This window comes from Pseudomonas sp. FA117, assembly GCF_057370475.1.
Genome location: NZ_CM170675.1, coordinates 4,946,217 through 4,962,123, shown reverse-complemented (window position 1 = coordinate 4,962,123; position 15,907 = coordinate 4,946,217). Strand labels below are relative to the sequence as shown.

Annotated in this window: 10 protein-coding genes, 2 tRNA genes and 3 rRNA genes; 14 read left to right on the top strand and 1 reads right to left on the bottom strand. The window is 58.4% G+C overall.

What is annotated here, in order from left to right; translation table 11 throughout:
* Window position 1 precedes the first annotated feature (1 nt).
* The 13 genes from ilvN to AC1TXO_RS22815 all read left to right on the top strand — a co-directional run bounded on the left by ilvN (window position 2) and on the right by AC1TXO_RS22815 (window position 13,697).
* The gene (gene ilvN / locus AC1TXO_RS22875; protein WP_003250040.1) at window positions 2-493 is read left to right on the top strand and encodes an acetolactate synthase small subunit; all 492 of its coding nucleotides are present in this window, start codon (window positions 2-4) and stop codon (window positions 491-493) included.
* 53 nt (window positions 494-546) lie between these two features.
* The gene (gene ilvC, locus AC1TXO_RS22870) at window positions 547-1,563 is read left to right on the top strand and encodes a ketol-acid reductoisomerase (RefSeq protein ID WP_486403837.1); all 1,017 of its coding nucleotides are present in this window, start codon (window positions 547-549) and stop codon (window positions 1,561-1,563) included.
* Window positions 1,564-1,714: 151 nt separating this feature from the next.
* Window positions 1,715-2,566, top strand: a complete 852-nt coding sequence (pssA, locus tag AC1TXO_RS22865; protein WP_486403836.1) for a CDP-diacylglycerol--serine O-phosphatidyltransferase — start codon at window positions 1,715-1,717, stop codon at window positions 2,564-2,566.
* A gap of 78 nt (window positions 2,567-2,644) precedes the next feature.
* Complete coding sequence (gene msrP / locus AC1TXO_RS22860; protein WP_486403835.1) at window positions 2,645-3,658, top strand: protein-methionine-sulfoxide reductase catalytic subunit MsrP; 1,014 nt, start codon at window positions 2,645-2,647, stop codon at window positions 3,656-3,658.
* Window positions 3,658-4,260 (top strand): protein-methionine-sulfoxide reductase heme-binding subunit MsrQ, encoded by a 603-nt coding sequence (gene msrQ, locus AC1TXO_RS22855; RefSeq protein WP_486403834.1) that lies wholly within the window; start codon window positions 3,658-3,660, stop codon window positions 4,258-4,260. The genes msrP and msrQ overlap by 1 nt, the downstream gene beginning before the upstream one ends.
* A 516-nt stretch (window positions 4,261-4,776) precedes the next feature.
* A 16S ribosomal RNA gene (locus AC1TXO_RS22850) occupies window positions 4,777-6,313 on the top strand.
* A gap of 85 nt (window positions 6,314-6,398) precedes the next feature.
* Window positions 6,399-6,475, top strand: a tRNA-Ile gene (locus AC1TXO_RS22845).
* 26 nt (window positions 6,476-6,501) lie between these two features.
* Window positions 6,502-6,577, top strand: a tRNA-Ala gene (locus tag AC1TXO_RS22840).
* Window positions 6,578-6,803: 226 nt separating this feature from the next.
* Window positions 6,804-9,696: ribosomal RNA gene (locus AC1TXO_RS22835) — 23S ribosomal RNA — on the top strand.
* Window positions 9,697-9,829: 133 nt separating this feature from the next.
* Window positions 9,830-9,945, top strand: a 5S ribosomal RNA gene (rrf, locus tag AC1TXO_RS22830).
* Together the 16S, 23S and 5S rRNA genes with 2 tRNA genes alongside form the textbook arrangement of a ribosomal RNA operon.
* 189 nt (window positions 9,946-10,134) lie before the next feature.
* A complete protein-coding gene (locus AC1TXO_RS22825) occupies window positions 10,135-10,794 on the top strand; it encodes a paraquat-inducible protein A (protein WP_486403833.1) in 660 nt (219 codons plus the stop codon).
* On the top strand, window positions 10,781-11,404 hold the full coding sequence (locus tag AC1TXO_RS22820; protein ID WP_486403832.1) for a paraquat-inducible protein A: 624 nt from the start codon (window positions 10,781-10,783) through the stop codon (window positions 11,402-11,404). Before AC1TXO_RS22825 ends, AC1TXO_RS22820 begins: the two co-directional genes overlap by 14 nt.
* Window positions 11,397-13,697: a PqiB family protein gene (locus tag AC1TXO_RS22815; protein ID WP_486403831.1), complete on the top strand. Its 2,301-nt coding sequence runs from the start codon at window positions 11,397-11,399 to the stop codon at window positions 13,695-13,697. Before AC1TXO_RS22820 ends, AC1TXO_RS22815 begins: the two co-directional genes overlap by 8 nt.
* 119 nt (window positions 13,698-13,816) lie before the next feature.
* On the opposite strand, the gene rpsT is transcribed toward AC1TXO_RS22815, so the two are convergent.
* Window positions 13,817-14,095, bottom strand: coding sequence for a 30S ribosomal protein S20 (gene rpsT / locus AC1TXO_RS22810; protein WP_029614579.1), 279 nt, complete (start codon window positions 14,093-14,095; stop codon window positions 13,817-13,819).
* Between the two features lie 253 nt (window positions 14,096-14,348).
* On the opposite strand from rpsT, the gene murJ reads away from it, so the two are divergent.
* Window positions 14,349-15,887, top strand: a complete 1,539-nt coding sequence (gene murJ, locus AC1TXO_RS22805; RefSeq protein WP_486403830.1) for a murein biosynthesis integral membrane protein MurJ — start codon at window positions 14,349-14,351, stop codon at window positions 15,885-15,887.
* The last annotated feature ends 20 nt before the right edge of the window (window positions 15,888-15,907 follow it).

The following is a 15,907-nucleotide window of genomic DNA, read 5'->3' as shown; positions in this document are numbered from 1 at the left end:
TATGCGGCACATCATTTCCCTGCTGCTGGAAAACGAACCTGGTGCCTTGTCGCGCGTGGTCGGCCTGTTCTCCCAGCGCAACTACAACATCGAAAGCCTGACTGTCGCACCGACCGAGGACCCGACCCTGTCGCGCCTCACTCTCACCACCGTGGGTCATGACGAAGTGATCGAGCAGATCACCAAGAACCTGAACAAGCTGGTGGAAGTGGTCAAGCTGGTCGACCTGTCGGAGAGCGCTCACATCGAGCGTGAACTGATGCTGGTCAAGGTCAAGGCTACCGGTGCCCAGCGCGCCGAAATCAAGCGCACCACGGATATTTTCCGTGGGCAGATCGTCGATGTCACCGCCAGTGTGTATACCGTGCAACTGAGCGGTACCAGCGACAAGCTGGACAGCTTCATCCAGGCGATAGGCACCGCTTCGATTCTCGAAACCGTGCGCAGCGGCGTCACCGGCATTGCCCGTGGCGACAAAGTACTCAGCATCTAACTTCATCAATTAGCGATGGCCCTGCGGGCCGAGATATAACCAGGGGTATTTCCATGAAAGTGTTCTACGACAAAGACTGCGACCTCTCCATCATCCAGGGCAAGAAAGTCGCCATCATCGGCTACGGCTCCCAGGGTCACGCCCAGGCGTGCAACCTGAAGGACTCCGGTGTAGATGTCACCGTCGGTCTGCGTAAAGGTTCGGCCACCGTTGCCAAGGCAGAAGCCCACGGCCTGAAAGTCGCTGACGTCGCCACCGCCGTCGCCGCTGCCGACCTGGTCATGATCCTGACCCCGGACGAATTCCAGGGCGCCCTGTACAAGAACGAAATCGAGCCGAACATCAAGAAAGGCGCCACCCTGGCCTTCTCCCACGGCTTCTCGATCCACTACAACCAGGTCGTTCCGCGTGGCGACCTCGACGTGATCATGATCGCGCCGAAGGCCCCGGGCCACACCGTTCGCTCCGAGTTCGTCAAGGGCGGCGGCATCCCTGACCTGATCGCTGTCTACCAGGACGCCTCGGGCAACGCCAAGAACGTCGCGCTGTCGTACGCCGCAGGCGTCGGCGGTGGCCGTACCGGCATCATCGAAACCACCTTCAAGGACGAGACCGAAACCGACCTGTTCGGCGAGCAGGCCGTTCTGTGCGGCGGTACCGTCGAGCTGGTCAAGGCCGGTTTCGAAACCCTGGTCGAAGCAGGCTACGCGCCTGAAATGGCCTACTTCGAGTGCCTGCACGAACTGAAGCTGATCGTCGACCTCATGTACGAAGGCGGTATCGCCAACATGAACTACTCGATCTCCAACAACGCCGAGTACGGTGAGTACGTCACCGGCCCTGAGGTCATCAACGAAGAATCCCGCAAGGCCATGCGCAATGCTCTGAAGCGCATCCAGGACGGCGAATACGCGAAGATGTTCATCAGCGAAGGTGCCACCAACTATCCTTCGATGACCGCCAAGCGTCGTAACAACGCCGCCCACGGCATCGAGATCATCGGCGAGCAACTGCGCTCGATGATGCCTTGGATCTCGGCCAACAAGATCGTCGACAAGACCAAGAACTGAGTCTTGCTTCGATAGATTAAAAACGCGGCTTCGGCCGCGTTTTTTCGTTTACGCAGTCAGCTTCTGGTATAAAGCGACCAGAGGCCCGCCGTCAGAACCTGTTTCGCCGGCCTCTGTCGAACTTATTCCACCCAGTTGCAAGGTACTTTTCATGAGCGAACGTCCCGAAGAGCCGAACAAGCCCTCCGACGCCGAAAGCCTGCTACCTGTCGATGAACATGTCGAAGAAGGTCATGACGCCGAAGGGCGCAAGGTCCGGCACCGCGGTATCTACCTGCTGCCCAACCTCTTCACCACTGCCAACCTGTTCGCCGGCTTCTACTCGATCATCAACTCCATCAGTGCGCAGAGTGCACTGAGTGCAGGTGACCCGCGCGAGGCGAGCAAGTATTTCGCCTTCGCCGCCATCGCCATCTTCGTCGCCATGGTGCTGGACAGCCTCGATGGCCGCGTGGCACGCATGACCAATACGCAAAGTGCCTTCGGTGCCGAGTACGACTCGTTGTCGGACATGGTCGCCTTTGGCGTGGCCCCCGCCTTGCTGGCGTTCGGCTGGGCATTGGGCGACATGGGCAAGGTGGGCTGGATGGTCGCCTTCATCTACGTGGCCGGTGCTGCGCTGCGCCTGGCGCGTTTCAACACCCAGGTCGGCACTGCCGACAAGCGCTACTTCATCGGTCTGGCCAGCCCGGCCGCGGCAGGGGTGGTCGCCGGCACCGTCTGGGCGTTCAGCGACTACGGTATCCAGGGCTCGAAACTGTCGTTCCTGGTCGCGTTGCTGGTGGCTGCCGCAGGCATGCTGATGGTCAGCAACATCAAGTACAACAGCTTCAAGGAACTCGACCTCAAGGGCCGTGTACCCTTCGTGGCCATCCTGGCCGTGGTGCTGGTGTTCGCCGTGGTGTTCAGCGACCCGCCGCGCATCCTGCTGCTGATCTTCCTCGGCTATGCGGCTTCTGGTCCGGTGCAGTACCTGCTGCGCGTGCGTCGCCGGAAAAGCTGAAAAAAGATTTAATGCTGGAATAACCCTCCGGCTCCATAGTCTTACTGGTACATCCGTCACCAGTGCTGTGGAGCCGCCATGCTCATCAAGCTTCCCCGATCGTCCGATTGTCATGAATCGGAGGTCACGCCCGAAAGCCTCTATTTCTCCCGTCGCTCCCTGCTGGGCGCGTCCCTGGCCGGGTTCGCGCTGGGTGCCCTGCCTGCGCTTGGCCAGGCCGCCGAGCCGTCGCGCTATGCCGATGTCGAGGCAGGTGCTGCGCCGGCCTGGTTCAAGGACAAGCTAGGTGCGGCGCGCTGGCAGGCGGTCACGGTGAAGGACGAGGCGATCACGCCCTTCAAGGATGCCACCCACTACAACAACTTCTATGAGTTCGGGCCCGACAAAGGCGATCCGGCCGCCAATGCCGGCACCCTCAAGACCGAGCCCTGGAGCGTGGTGGTCGATGGCGAGGTCGGCAAGCCCGGGCGCTATGCGCTGGAAGACTTCGTCAAGCCGCTGCAGTTGGAGGAGCGCATCTACCGGTTGCGTTGTGTCGAGGCCTGGTCGATGGTCATTCCCTGGCTGGGCTTTCCCCTGGCCGACGTGCTCAAGCAGGTGGAGCCGACTTCCAAGGCGCGCTATGTACGCTTCGAGACCTTGCAGGATCCCAAGAGCATGCCCGGGCAGCGCTCCGGTTTCGCCCTGATCGACTGGCCTTATGTAGAAGGGCTGCGCCTGGATGAAGCGATGAACCCGCTGGCCATCCTCGCGGTGGGCATGTACGGGCGTGAGCTGGCCAACCAGAACGGTGCGCCGCTGCGCCTGGTGGTGCCGTGGAAGTACGGTTTCAAGAGCATCAAGTCGATCGTGCGCATCAGTCTGGTGGCCGAGCAGCCGCAGACCACCTGGCAGGGCCTGGCACCGACCGAGTATGGCTTCTATGCCAACGTCAACCCACAGGTCGATCACCCGCGCTGGAGCCAGGCCCGCGAGCGACGCCTGCCCAGCGGGCTGTTCAGCCCCAATGTACGCACCACGCAGATGTTCAATGGCTACGAGGAGGAGGTCGCTTCTCTTTATAGCGGTCTCGACCTGCGGAAGAACTACTGATGCGCCATCCCTGGTTTCGTCTGGCGATCTTCATCATCGGCTGCCTGTTCCCGGCCTGGTGGCTGTATGAGGCGGCCATGAATCTGCTGGGGCCTGATCCCGGCAAGATACTGGTCGACAGGCTCGGGCTGGGTGCGCTGGTGTTCCTGCTGGTGACCCTGGGCATGAGCCCGTTGCAGCGCCTGACGGGGTGGGGCGGGTGGATCGTTGCCCGGCGTCAGCTGGGTCTGTGGTGTTTTGCCTATATCGTGCTGCACATGACGGCCTATATGGTGTTCATCCTCGGGCTCGACTGGGGGCAGCTTGGTGTCGAACTGCGCAAGCGGCCCTACATCATTGTCGGGGGCATTGCCTTCCTCGGACTGCTGGCGTTGGCAGTGACCTCCAACCGCTACAGCCAGAGGCGGCTGGGCGCGCGCTGGAAGAAGCTGCACAAGCTGGTGTATGTGATCCTCGGGCTGGGCCTGCTGCATTTCCTGTGGATCGTGCGTTCGGACCTTGAAGAGTGGGCGATCTATGCCAGCGTTGGCGCACTGCTGATGCTGGTGCGCGTTCCGCCAGTGTGGCGGCGTGTGCCACGCCTTATCGGGCGGCGAGCTTAAGCTTTTCATTTTTATCGGTTTTTTTGAAATTAACGGTTGACGCCTTCTCGAATCCCCTTATAATGCGCCCCACTTCCGCAGCAAACGGAACGCGAAACTCCTTGTTAATCAACGAGTTAAGCGAGTTCGGTGTAGCGCGAAGGGCTTCGATCTGGTGATCGGCAGCGGTGAAAAAGGCAGTTGACAGCATCGTTTGGTGCTGTATGATTCGCCTCCCGCTACGAGAGATCGCAGCGAGTCAAGTGTTTGAAGCTAAACGAGTTTCTCGCGAAAAACTTCAAAATAAATGCTTGACACCGAATGAGGAAAGCGTAGAATGCGCGCCTCGGTTGAGACGAAAAGCTCTTGACCAAACGCTCTTTAACAAATCGAATCAAGCAATTCGTGTGGGTGCTTGTGAGTGCGGACTGATAGTCGCCAAGATTATCAGCATCACAAGTGGCCATGCGAGAAATCACATAGTCATTTGAGATTGCTGAGCCAAGTTTAGGGTTTCTTAAAAACCCAAGCAGTATTGAACTGAAGAGTTTGATCATGGCTCAGATTGAACGCTGGCGGCAGGCCTAACACATGCAAGTCGAGCGGATGACGGGAGCTTGCTCCTTGATTCAGCGGCGGACGGGTGAGTAATGCCTAGGAATCTGCCTGGTAGTGGGGGACAACGTTTCGAAAGGAACGCTAATACCGCATACGTCCTACGGGAGAAAGCAGGGGACCTTCGGGCCTTGCGCTATCAGATGAGCCTAGGTCGGATTAGCTAGTTGGTGAGGTAATGGCTCACCAAGGCGACGATCCGTAACTGGTCTGAGAGGATGATCAGTCACACTGGAACTGAGACACGGTCCAGACTCCTACGGGAGGCAGCAGTGGGGAATATTGGACAATGGGCGAAAGCCTGATCCAGCCATGCCGCGTGTGTGAAGAAGGTCTTCGGATTGTAAAGCACTTTAAGTTGGGAGGAAGGGTTGTACGTTAATACCGTGCAATTTTGACGTTACCGACAGAATAAGCACCGGCTAACTCTGTGCCAGCAGCCGCGGTAATACAGAGGGTGCAAGCGTTAATCGGAATTACTGGGCGTAAAGCGCGCGTAGGTGGTTCGTTAAGTTGGATGTGAAAGCCCCGGGCTCAACCTGGGAACTGCATCCAAAACTGGCGAGCTAGAGTATGGTAGAGGGTGGTGGAATTTCCTGTGTAGCGGTGAAATGCGTAGATATAGGAAGGAACACCAGTGGCGAAGGCGACCACCTGGACTGATACTGACACTGAGGTGCGAAAGCGTGGGGAGCAAACAGGATTAGATACCCTGGTAGTCCACGCCGTAAACGATGTCAACTAGCCGTTGGAATCCTTGAGATTTTAGTGGCGCAGCTAACGCATTAAGTTGACCGCCTGGGGAGTACGGCCGCAAGGTTAAAACTCAAATGAATTGACGGGGGCCCGCACAAGCGGTGGAGCATGTGGTTTAATTCGAAGCAACGCGAAGAACCTTACCAGGCCTTGACATGCAGAGAACTTTCCAGAGATGGATTGGTGCCTTCGGGAACTCTGACACAGGTGCTGCATGGCTGTCGTCAGCTCGTGTCGTGAGATGTTGGGTTAAGTCCCGTAACGAGCGCAACCCTTGTCCTTAGTTACCAGCACGTTATGGTGGGCACTCTAAGGAGACTGCCGGTGACAAACCGGAGGAAGGTGGGGATGACGTCAAGTCATCATGGCCCTTACGGCCTGGGCTACACACGTGCTACAATGGTCGGTACAGAGGGTTGCCAAGCCGCGAGGTGGAGCTAATCTCACAAAACCGATCGTAGTCCGGATCGCAGTCTGCAACTCGACTGCGTGAAGTCGGAATCGCTAGTAATCGCGAATCAGAATGTCGCGGTGAATACGTTCCCGGGCCTTGTACACACCGCCCGTCACACCATGGGAGTGGGTTGCACCAGAAGTAGCTAGTCTAACCTTCGGGAGGACGGTTACCACGGTGTGATTCATGACTGGGGTGAAGTCGTAACAAGGTAGCCGTAGGGGAACCTGCGGCTGGATCACCTCCTTAATCGAAGACATCAGCCTGCTGATGAGCTCCCACACGAATTGCTTGATTCATTGTAAAAGACGATGCTGTAACGCGACCCTGTTATAGGTCTGTAGCTCAGTTGGTTAGAGCGCACCCCTGATAAGGGTGAGGTCGGCAGTTCAAATCTGCCCAGACCTACCATTACATGGTGCGGCCTAGGACAAAACGGGGCCATAGCTCAGCTGGGAGAGCGCCTGCCTTGCACGCAGGAGGTCAGCGGTTCGATCCCGCTTGGCTCCACCACTCTTTCAAGATGCAGCACTGTTCAGAACTTAGAAATGAACATTCGGACATGAATGTTGATTTCTGACTTTTGTCAGATCGTTCTTTAAAAATTCGGATATGTGATAGAAATAGACTGAAGACCAGTTTCACTGCTGGAATTCAGGCTAAGGTAAAATTTGTGAGTTCTCACGAATTTTCGGCGAATGTCGTCTTCACAGTATAACCAGATTGCTTGGGGTTATATGGTCAAGTGAAGAAGCGCATACGGTGGATGCCTTGGCAGTCAGAGGCGATGAAAGACGTGGTAGCCTGCGATAAGCTTTGGGGAGTCGGCAAACAGACTGTGATCCAGAGATCTCTGAATGGGGGAACCCACTCAGCACAAGCTGAGTATCTTGTACTGAATACATAGGTGCAAGAGGCGAACCAGGGGAACTGAAACATCTAAGTACCCTGAGGAAAAGAAATCAACCGAGATTCCCTTAGTAGTGGCGAGCGAACGGGGACCAGCCCTTAAGCTGGTTTGAGATTAGTGGAACGCTCTGGAAAGTGCGGCCATAGTGGGTGATAGCCCCGTACACGAAAGTCTCTTGCCAGTGAAATCGAGTAGGACGGAGCACGAGAAACTTTGTCTGAACATGGGGGGACCATCCTCCAAGGCTAAATACTACTGACTGACCGATAGTGAACCAGTACCGTGAGGGAAAGGCGAAAAGAACCCCGGAGAGGGGAGTGAAATAGAACCTGAAACCGTATGCGTACAAGCAGTGGGAGCCTACTTTGTTAGGTGACTGCGTACCTTTTGTATAATGGGTCAGCGACTTATATTCAGTGGCGAGCTTAACCGAATAGGGGAGGCGTAGCGAAAGCGAGTCTTAATAGGGCGCTTTAGTCGCTGGGTATAGACCCGAAACCGGGCGATCTATCCATGGGCAGGTTGAAGGTTAGGTAACACTGACTGGAGGACCGAACCGACTACCGTTGAAAAGTTAGCGGATGACCTGTGGATCGGAGTGAAAGGCTAATCAAGCTCGGAGATAGCTGGTTCTCCTCGAAAGCTATTTAGGTAGCGCCTCATGTATCACTGCTGGGGGTAGAGCACTGTTTCGGCTAGGGGGTCATCCCGACTTACCAAACCGATGCAAACTCCGAATACTAGCAAGTGCCGAGCATGGGAGACACACGGCGGGTGCTAACGTCCGTCGTGAAAAGGGAAACAACCCAGACCGTCAGCTAAGGTCCCAAAGTCATGGTTAAGTGGGAAACGATGTGGGAAGGCTTAGACAGCTAGGAGGTTGGCTTAGAAGCAGCCACCCTTTAAAGAAAGCGTAATAGCTCACTAGTCGAGTCGGCCTGCGCGGAAGATGTAACGGGGCTCAAACCATGCACCGAAGCTACGGGTATCACCTCTGGTGATGCGGTAGAGGAGCGTTCTGTAAGCCTGTGAAGGTGAGTTGAGAAGCTTGCTGGAGGTATCAGAAGTGCGAATGCTGACATGAGTAACGACAATGCGAGTGAAAAACTCGCACGCCGAAAGACCAAGGTTTCCTGCGCAACGTTAATCGACGCAGGGTTAGTCGGTCCCTAAGGCGAGGCTGAAAAGCGTAGTCGATGGAAAACAGGTTAATATTCCTGTACTTCCAGTTATTGCGATGGAGGGACGGAGAAGGTTAGGCCAGCCTGGCGTTGGTTGTCCAGGTTTAAGGTGGTAGGCTGAAATCTTAGGCAAATCCGGGATTTCAAGGCCGAGAGCTGATGACGAGTGCTCTTTAGAGCGCGAAGTGGTTGATACCATGCTTCCAAGAAAAGCTCCTAAGCTTCAGATAACTGGGAACCGTACCCCAAACCGACACAGGTGGTTAGGTAGAGAATACCAAGGCGCTTGAGAGAACTCGGGTGAAGGAACTAGGCAAAATGGCACCGTAACTTCGGGAGAAGGTGCGCCGGCGAGGGTGAAGGACTTGCTCCGTAAGCTCATGCCGGTCGAAGATACCAGGCCGCTGCGACTGTTTATTAAAAACACAGCACTCTGCAAACACGAAAGTGGACGTATAGGGTGTGACGCCTGCCCGGTGCCGGAAGGTTAATTGATGGGGTTAGCGCAAGCGAAGCTCTTGATCGAAGCCCCGGTAAACGGCGGCCGTAACTATAACGGTCCTAAGGTAGCGAAATTCCTTGTCGGGTAAGTTCCGACCTGCACGAATGGCGTAACGATGGCGGCGCTGTCTCCACCCGAGACTCAGTGAAATTGAAATCGCTGTGAAGATGCAGTGTATCCGCGGCTAGACGGAAAGACCCCGTGAACCTTTACTATAGCTTTGCACTGGACTTTGAGCTTGCTTGTGTAGGATAGGTGGGAGGCTTTGAAGTGGGGACGCCAGTTCTCATGGAGCCATCCTTGAAATACCACCCTGGCAACCTTGAGGTTCTAACTCAGGTCCGTGATCCGGATCGAGGACAGTGTATGGTGGGTAGTTTGACTGGGGCGGTCTCCTCCCAAAGAGTAACGGAGGAGTACGAAGGTGCGCTCAGACCGGTCGGAAATCGGTCGTAGAGTATAAAGGCAAAAGCGCGCTTGACTGCGAGACAGACACGTCGAGCAGGTACGAAAGTAGGTCTTAGTGATCCGGTGGTTCTGTATGGAAGGGCCATCGCTCAACGGATAAAAGGTACTCCGGGGATAACAGGCTGATACCGCCCAAGAGTTCATATCGACGGCGGTGTTTGGCACCTCGATGTCGGCTCATCACATCCTGGGGCTGAAGCCGGTCCCAAGGGTATGGCTGTTCGCCATTTAAAGTGGTACGCGAGCTGGGTTTAGAACGTCGTGAGACAGTTCGGTCCCTATCTGCCGTGGACGTTTGAGATTTGAGAGGGGCTGCTCCTAGTACGAGAGGACCGGAGTGGACGAACCTCTGGTGTTCCGGTTGTCACGCCAGTGGCATTGCCGGGTAGCTATGTTCGGAAGAGATAACCGCTGAAAGCATCTAAGCGGGAAACTTGCCTCAAGATGAGATCTCACTGGGATCTAGAATCCCCTGAAGGGCCGTCGAAGACTACGACGTTGATAGGTTGGGTGTGTAAGCGCTGTGAGGCGTTGAGCTAACCAATACTAATTGCCCGTGAGGCTTGACCATATAACACCCAAGCAATCTGCCTTGCAGATTGTGGTGGTGAAGACGAAACGAACCGAAAGTTCGAAGCGACCCACAAAGATCACATATCCGAATTGGCTGGCGTGTCTGAAAGGACGCACTGGCAACCGAATTTCTTGACGACCATAGAGCATTGGAACCACCTGATCCCATCCCGAACTCAGCAGTGAAACGATGCATCGCCGATGGTAGTGTGGGGTTTCCCCATGTGAGAGTAGGTCATCGTCAAGATTCATTTCGCAAAACCCCTATCTGCGCGAGCAGGTAGGGGTTTTGTCTTTTCCGGGCTGGCGAGGCTGACAGTGCCCGCAACCCTGTGCCGGCTGCAGACACCTGCCGTAACGGCCTTTGCAAAGCACCATCTCCCACATTTCGGGTCGGAACACTAGAATAGAGCCGACATCCCAATCAGACCCTTCTATGTCCAATCCTGCCGATCCCGAAGCGCTGCCGAACCTGCCGCTGCAAGACCTCGTGGCCTGCCACGAGTGCGACCTGCTGCTGCGCAAGCCCGTGCTCCAGCATGACGAGAAAGCCCAGTGCCCGCGCTGTGGCTACGAGCTGTACGCGCATCGCCACAACGTCGTCAATCGCAGCCTGGCACTGGTGCTGACCGCATTGTTTCTCTATATCCCGGCCAACTTCCTGCCGATCATGCAACTGCACCTGCTCGGGCAAACCTCCGACGACACGGTATGGAGCGGCGTGCTGGGTCTGTACAACTCGCAAATGCGCGGTATCGCCGTGGTGGTGTTCCTGTGCAGCATGGCCATTCCCTTGCTCAAGTTGCTGTGCCAGCTGCTGGTCCTGCTGAGCATCCGCCTGAACATCGGCCGCAGTCATGGCCTGTTGTTCTATCGCATCTATCATCACCTGCGGGAGTGGGGGATGCTCGAGGTGTACTTCATGGGAGTGCTGGTCGCGATCGTCAAGCTGGTCGACCTGGCGCAGCTGACCGTCGGGCTCGGCCTGTTCTGCTTCATCAGCCTGCTGCTGGTTCAGGTCTGGCTGGAGGTAGTGATGTCGCCGCACCAGATCTGGGTTGCGCTCTCCGGGGAGGATACCCATGCGGGCGATTGATGCCGGTATCCTGGTCTGCAACGAATGCCATGAACTCAACCGCAAGGAGCCCGGCAGCGATTCGCAGACCTGCACCCGCTGTGGCGCGATCGTGCATGCCCGTCGCCCCAACAGCATCGTGCGCACCTGGGCATTGCTGGTCACTGCGATGATCCTGTATATCCCGGCCAACCTGCTGCCGATCATGACCGTGAGCACCCTGGGCAAGGGCAGCCCCGACACCATCATGTCCGGGGTCATCACCTTGATGAAGCATGGCATGCTGCCCATCGCTGCGGTGGTGTTCATTGCCAGTATCCTGGTGCCGACCTTCAAGCTGGTGGGGATCGGCCTGCTCCTGTACTCGGTGCAGCGTCACCAGCCGCTTTCGGCCCGGCAACGGATCCTGATGTACCGCTTCATCGAATTCATCGGCCGCTGGTCGATGCTCGACATCTTCGTCATCGCCATTCTGGTGGCAGTGGTGAATTTCGGGCGCATCGCCAGTGTCGAAGCCAACCTGGGCGCCATCGCCTTTGCCAGTGTGGTGATCCTGACGATGCTTGCCGCTTTAACTTTCGATCCCCGACTGATCTGGGATAACACGGAGTCGGACGACGACCATGAGTGACTTGCCAACGGCCAAAACACGCCCAGCCTCGAACTGGTCGGCCATCTGGATTCTGCCGCTGATTGCCCTGATGATCGGCGGCTGGCTTGCCTGGCAGGCCTATCGCGATGCCGGCGTGGAAATCCAGGTACGCTTCGAGACCGGCGAGGGCATCGTCGCCAACAAGACCGAGGTGATCTACAAGGGCATGTCGGTGGGCAAGGTCACCGCCCTGAAGCTCGATGCCGAAGGCAGCAACACCGGGGTCATCGCCACCATCGAGATGAACAAGACGGCCGAGGCGCACATGAACACCGGCACGCGCTTCTGGCTGGTCAAGCCGAGCGTCAGCCTGGCGGGCATTTCCGGCCTGGAGACCTTGGTCTCGGGTAACTACATCGCGGTCGATCCGGGGCAGGGCGAGCCTACCCGGCGCTTCACCGCCCTGGCCGAGGCGCCGCCGCTGTCCGACAAGGAGCCGGGCCTGCACCTGACGCTCAAGGCCGAGCGGCTGGGCTCGCTGAACCGTGAGAGCCCGGTGTTCTACAAGCAGATCCAGGTGGGCAAGGTGAAAAGCTATCGCTTGTCCGACGATCACGGCACGGTGGAGATCAAGCTGTTCATCGAGCCCGAGTATGCGGGCCTGGTGCGCAAGCACACGCGTTTCTGGAATGCCAGCGGCATCAGCATCGATGCCAACCTGTCGGGTGTAAAGGTGCGCAGCGAGTCGCTGTCGAGCATCGTGGCCGGGGGGATCGCCTTCGCCACGCCGGAGCATCGCAAGGACAGCCCGCCTACCGACCCGAACCTGCCCTTCCGCCTGTATGAGGATTTCGAGGCGGCCCAGGCCGGTATCCGCATCAAGGTGCACCTGACCGACTATGAAGGCCTGCAGGCCGGGCGCACGCCGGTGATGTACAAGGGCATCCAGGTCGGTTCGATGAAGACGCTGAAGATCGACGACGACCTCAGTGGCGCCATGGCCGAGCTGACCCTCGATCCGCTCGCCGAGGACTATCTGGTGGATGGCACCCAGTTCTGGGTGGTCAAGCCGTCCATTTCCCTGGCCGGCATCACCGGCCTCGAGGCATTGGTGAAGGGTAACTACATTGCCATACGTCCGGGGGAGAAGGGCGCGCGACCGCAGCGTGAGTTCGAGGCGCGGGCCAAGGCGCCGCCACTCGACCTCAAGGCTCCGGGCCTGCACCTGGTGCTGTTCGCCGATGCCCTCGGTTCGCTCGAAGTCGGCAGCCCGGTCACCTATCGTCAGGTCAAGGTCGGTAGCGTGCAGAGCTATCAGTTTGCCCGCAACAGCAAGCGCATCCTGATTGGCGTGCATATCGAGAAAGAGTACGCGAGCCTGGTCAATGGCTCGACGCGTTTCTGGAATGCCAGCGGCATCACCCTCACCGGTGGCCTGTCAGGCATCAAGATCAAGAGCGAGTCGCTGCAGACCTTGATGGCTGGCGGCATTGCCTTCGATACGCCGCAGCAGAACGTGCCGCTCAAACGGCATATCCCGCGCTTCCGCCTGCTGGAGAACGAAGAGGCGGCCAATCGCGCCGGTGCCCTGGTGACCATTCGCGTCGAGCGTGCCGATGGTATCAAGCCCGGGACGCCGATCCGTTTCCGTGGCCTGGATGTGGGCAGCATCGAAAGTGTCGACCTGACCGCCGACCTGCAGGCAGTCCTGCTGCGCGCGCGGATCACCGATGCCGCCGACCGCATCGCCCGTGTAGGCACCCAGTTCTGGGTGGTCAAGCCGGCGCTCGGGCTGCTGCGCACCGAAAATCTCGACACCCTGATCGGTGGCCAGTACCTGGAGGTGCAGCCTGCGCTGAAGAACCAGGGGCCACAACGGGACTTCATCGCCTTGCCCGCTGCGCCGGAAGTGGTCGGCCAGGAGGTGGGCCTGCCGCTGACCCTCAGCGCCGCGCGGCGTGGCTCGATCAAGCCGGGCGTGCCGGTCACCTACCGTGAGGTGCAGGTCGGCAAGGTCACCGGTTACGAGCTGGGTCAGAGTGCCGACAGGGTGCTGATCCACATCCTCATCGAGCCACGCTATGCGGCCCTGGTGCGCGGAGGCAGTCGATTCTGGAACAGCAGCGGCTTCGGCTTCGACTGGGGGCTGTTCAAGGGTGCGACGGTGCACACCGAGTCTCTGGAAACCCTGGTCGACGGAGGGATCGCCTTCGCCACGCCGGACGGCGAGCAGATGGGCAACCCGGCGCGACCGCAACAGACCTTCGCGCTGTTCGACAAGCCGGAGGACGGCTGGCTGCAGTGGGCGCCGAAGATCCCGCTGGGCAAGTGACAGCAAGGCCGGGCCGCCTGATGCGGCCCGGCTTTACCCATGTTGGGGAAGGTGGGTCTACCCGAATTGCAGGCAACAAAAAACCGACCCTGGGGTCGGTTTTTGTTCAAGCGCGTCGCTTAGGCAGCTGCAGCTTCTTTCAGCGCCTTGATGTGGCCATTCAGACGGCCTTTGTGGCGAGCAGCCTTGTTCTTGTGGATGATGCCCTTGTCGGCCATACGGTCGATTACAGGCACAGCCAGAGTGTAGGCAGCTTGCGCTTTTTCGGCGTCTTTAGCGTCGATGGCCTTGACTACGTTCTTGATGTAGGTACGGACCATGGAACGCAGGCTGGCGTTGTGGCTGCGACGCTTCTCAGCCTGTTTTGCACGTTTCTTGGCGGAAGGTGTGTTGGCCACCGTCGAGCTCCTCGAAAGACTTTTGGGTAAATAGCAAACAAATAAGGCCGCGAATCATGCCGATGAGTCGGACGGATGTCAAGGCCAGTTGCAAGGATCTGCCGAGTGGCATGTGTGCGCGGAAGGAGAGATTCCTTTCTACGCAACGACCTGTAAACTCGGGAGTTTTTGGCACCCCTGCAAAGAAGCGGGATTATCGCACACTCGGGCGCAATCTGGCAGCGCTCTCAAGTCCCAGGCGTAAAACTTTTCGATGAACCTGCTCAAATCCCTTGCCGCGGTCAGTTCTATCACCATGATTTCACGGGTGCTGGGCTTCGTACGCGACACCATCCTGGCGCGGGTCTTTGGCGCCGGCATCGCCACCGACGCCTTCTTCATCGCCTTCAAGCTGCCCAACCTGCTCCGGCGCATCTTTGCCGAAGGTGCGTTTTCCCAGGCGTTCGTGCCCATTCTTGCCGAATACAAGACCCAACAGGGCGAGGAGGCGACACGCACCTTCATCGCCTATGTCAGCGGCCTGCTGACCCTGGTGCTGGCCCTGGTCACCGCCCTGGGCATACTGGCCGCGCCCTGGGTGGTGTGGGTGACGGCGCCCGGTTTCGTCGACAGTGCCGAGAAGTACGAGCTGACCACTGCCCTGCTGCGGGTGACCTTTCCTTATATATTGCTGATCTCCCTGTCTTCTCTGGTGGGGGCGATCCTCAACACCTGGAACCGCTTCACGGTTCCGGCGTTCACGCCAACCCTGCTGAACGTGGCGATGATCGGCTTCGCGGTGTTTCTGACCCCCTATTTCGACCCGCCGATCATGGCCCTGGCCTGGGGCGTGCTGGCCGGCGGCCTGGCGCAACTGCTCTACCAGCTGCCAGCGCTGAAGAAGATCGGCATGCTCGTGCTGCCACGCCTGAACCTGCGCGACACCGGGGTGTGGCGTGTGCTCAAGCAGATGCTGCCGGCGATTCTCGGGGTGTCGGTGAGCCAGATTTCGCTGATCATCAACACCATCTTCGCCTCCTTCCTGGTGGCCGGCTCGGTTTCCTGGATGTACTACGCCGACCGCCTGATGGAGCTGCCTTCCGGCGTGCTGGGCGTGGCGCTGGGCACCATCCTGCTGCCGACCCTGGCCAAGACCTACGCCAACAAGGACCGTGAGGAGTATTCGCGGATCCTCGACTGGGGCCTGCGCCTGTGCTTCCTGCTGGTGTTGCCCTGCACCCTGGCCCTGGCGATCCTCGCCGAGCCGCTGACCGTGGCGCTGTTCCAGTACGGCAAGTTCACCGCCACCGATGCCGCGATGACCCAGCGCGCACTGATCGCCTATTCGGTCGGCCTGCTGGCTATCATCCTGGTCAAGGTGCTGGCGCCGGGCTTCTATGCCCAGCAGAACATTCGCACTCCGGTGAAAATCGCCATCTTCACCCTGGTCTGCACCCAGCTGTTCAACCTCGTGCTGATCGGCCCGCTGCAGCATGCCGGGCTGGCCCTCGCCATCAGCCTGGGCGCCTGTCTCAACGCCGGCCTGCTGTTCTGGAAGCTGCGCAGCCATCGGATGTTCCAGCCCCAGGCCGGCTGGACGGTATTTTTGCTCAAGCTGGTTCTGGCGGTGGCGCTGATGTCCGGGGTGCTGCTGCTGGGCATGCATTTCATGCCGCCCTGGGCACAGGGCGGCATGCTCGAGCGTTTCCTGCGTCTGGGCGCACTGATCGGCGCGGGCGTGGTGACTTACTTCGGTTGCCTGCTGCTGTGTGGTTTCCGGCCCCGGCATTTTGCCCGCAAGGCGCTGCACTAGGGCGCACAGAGGGTCAGGCG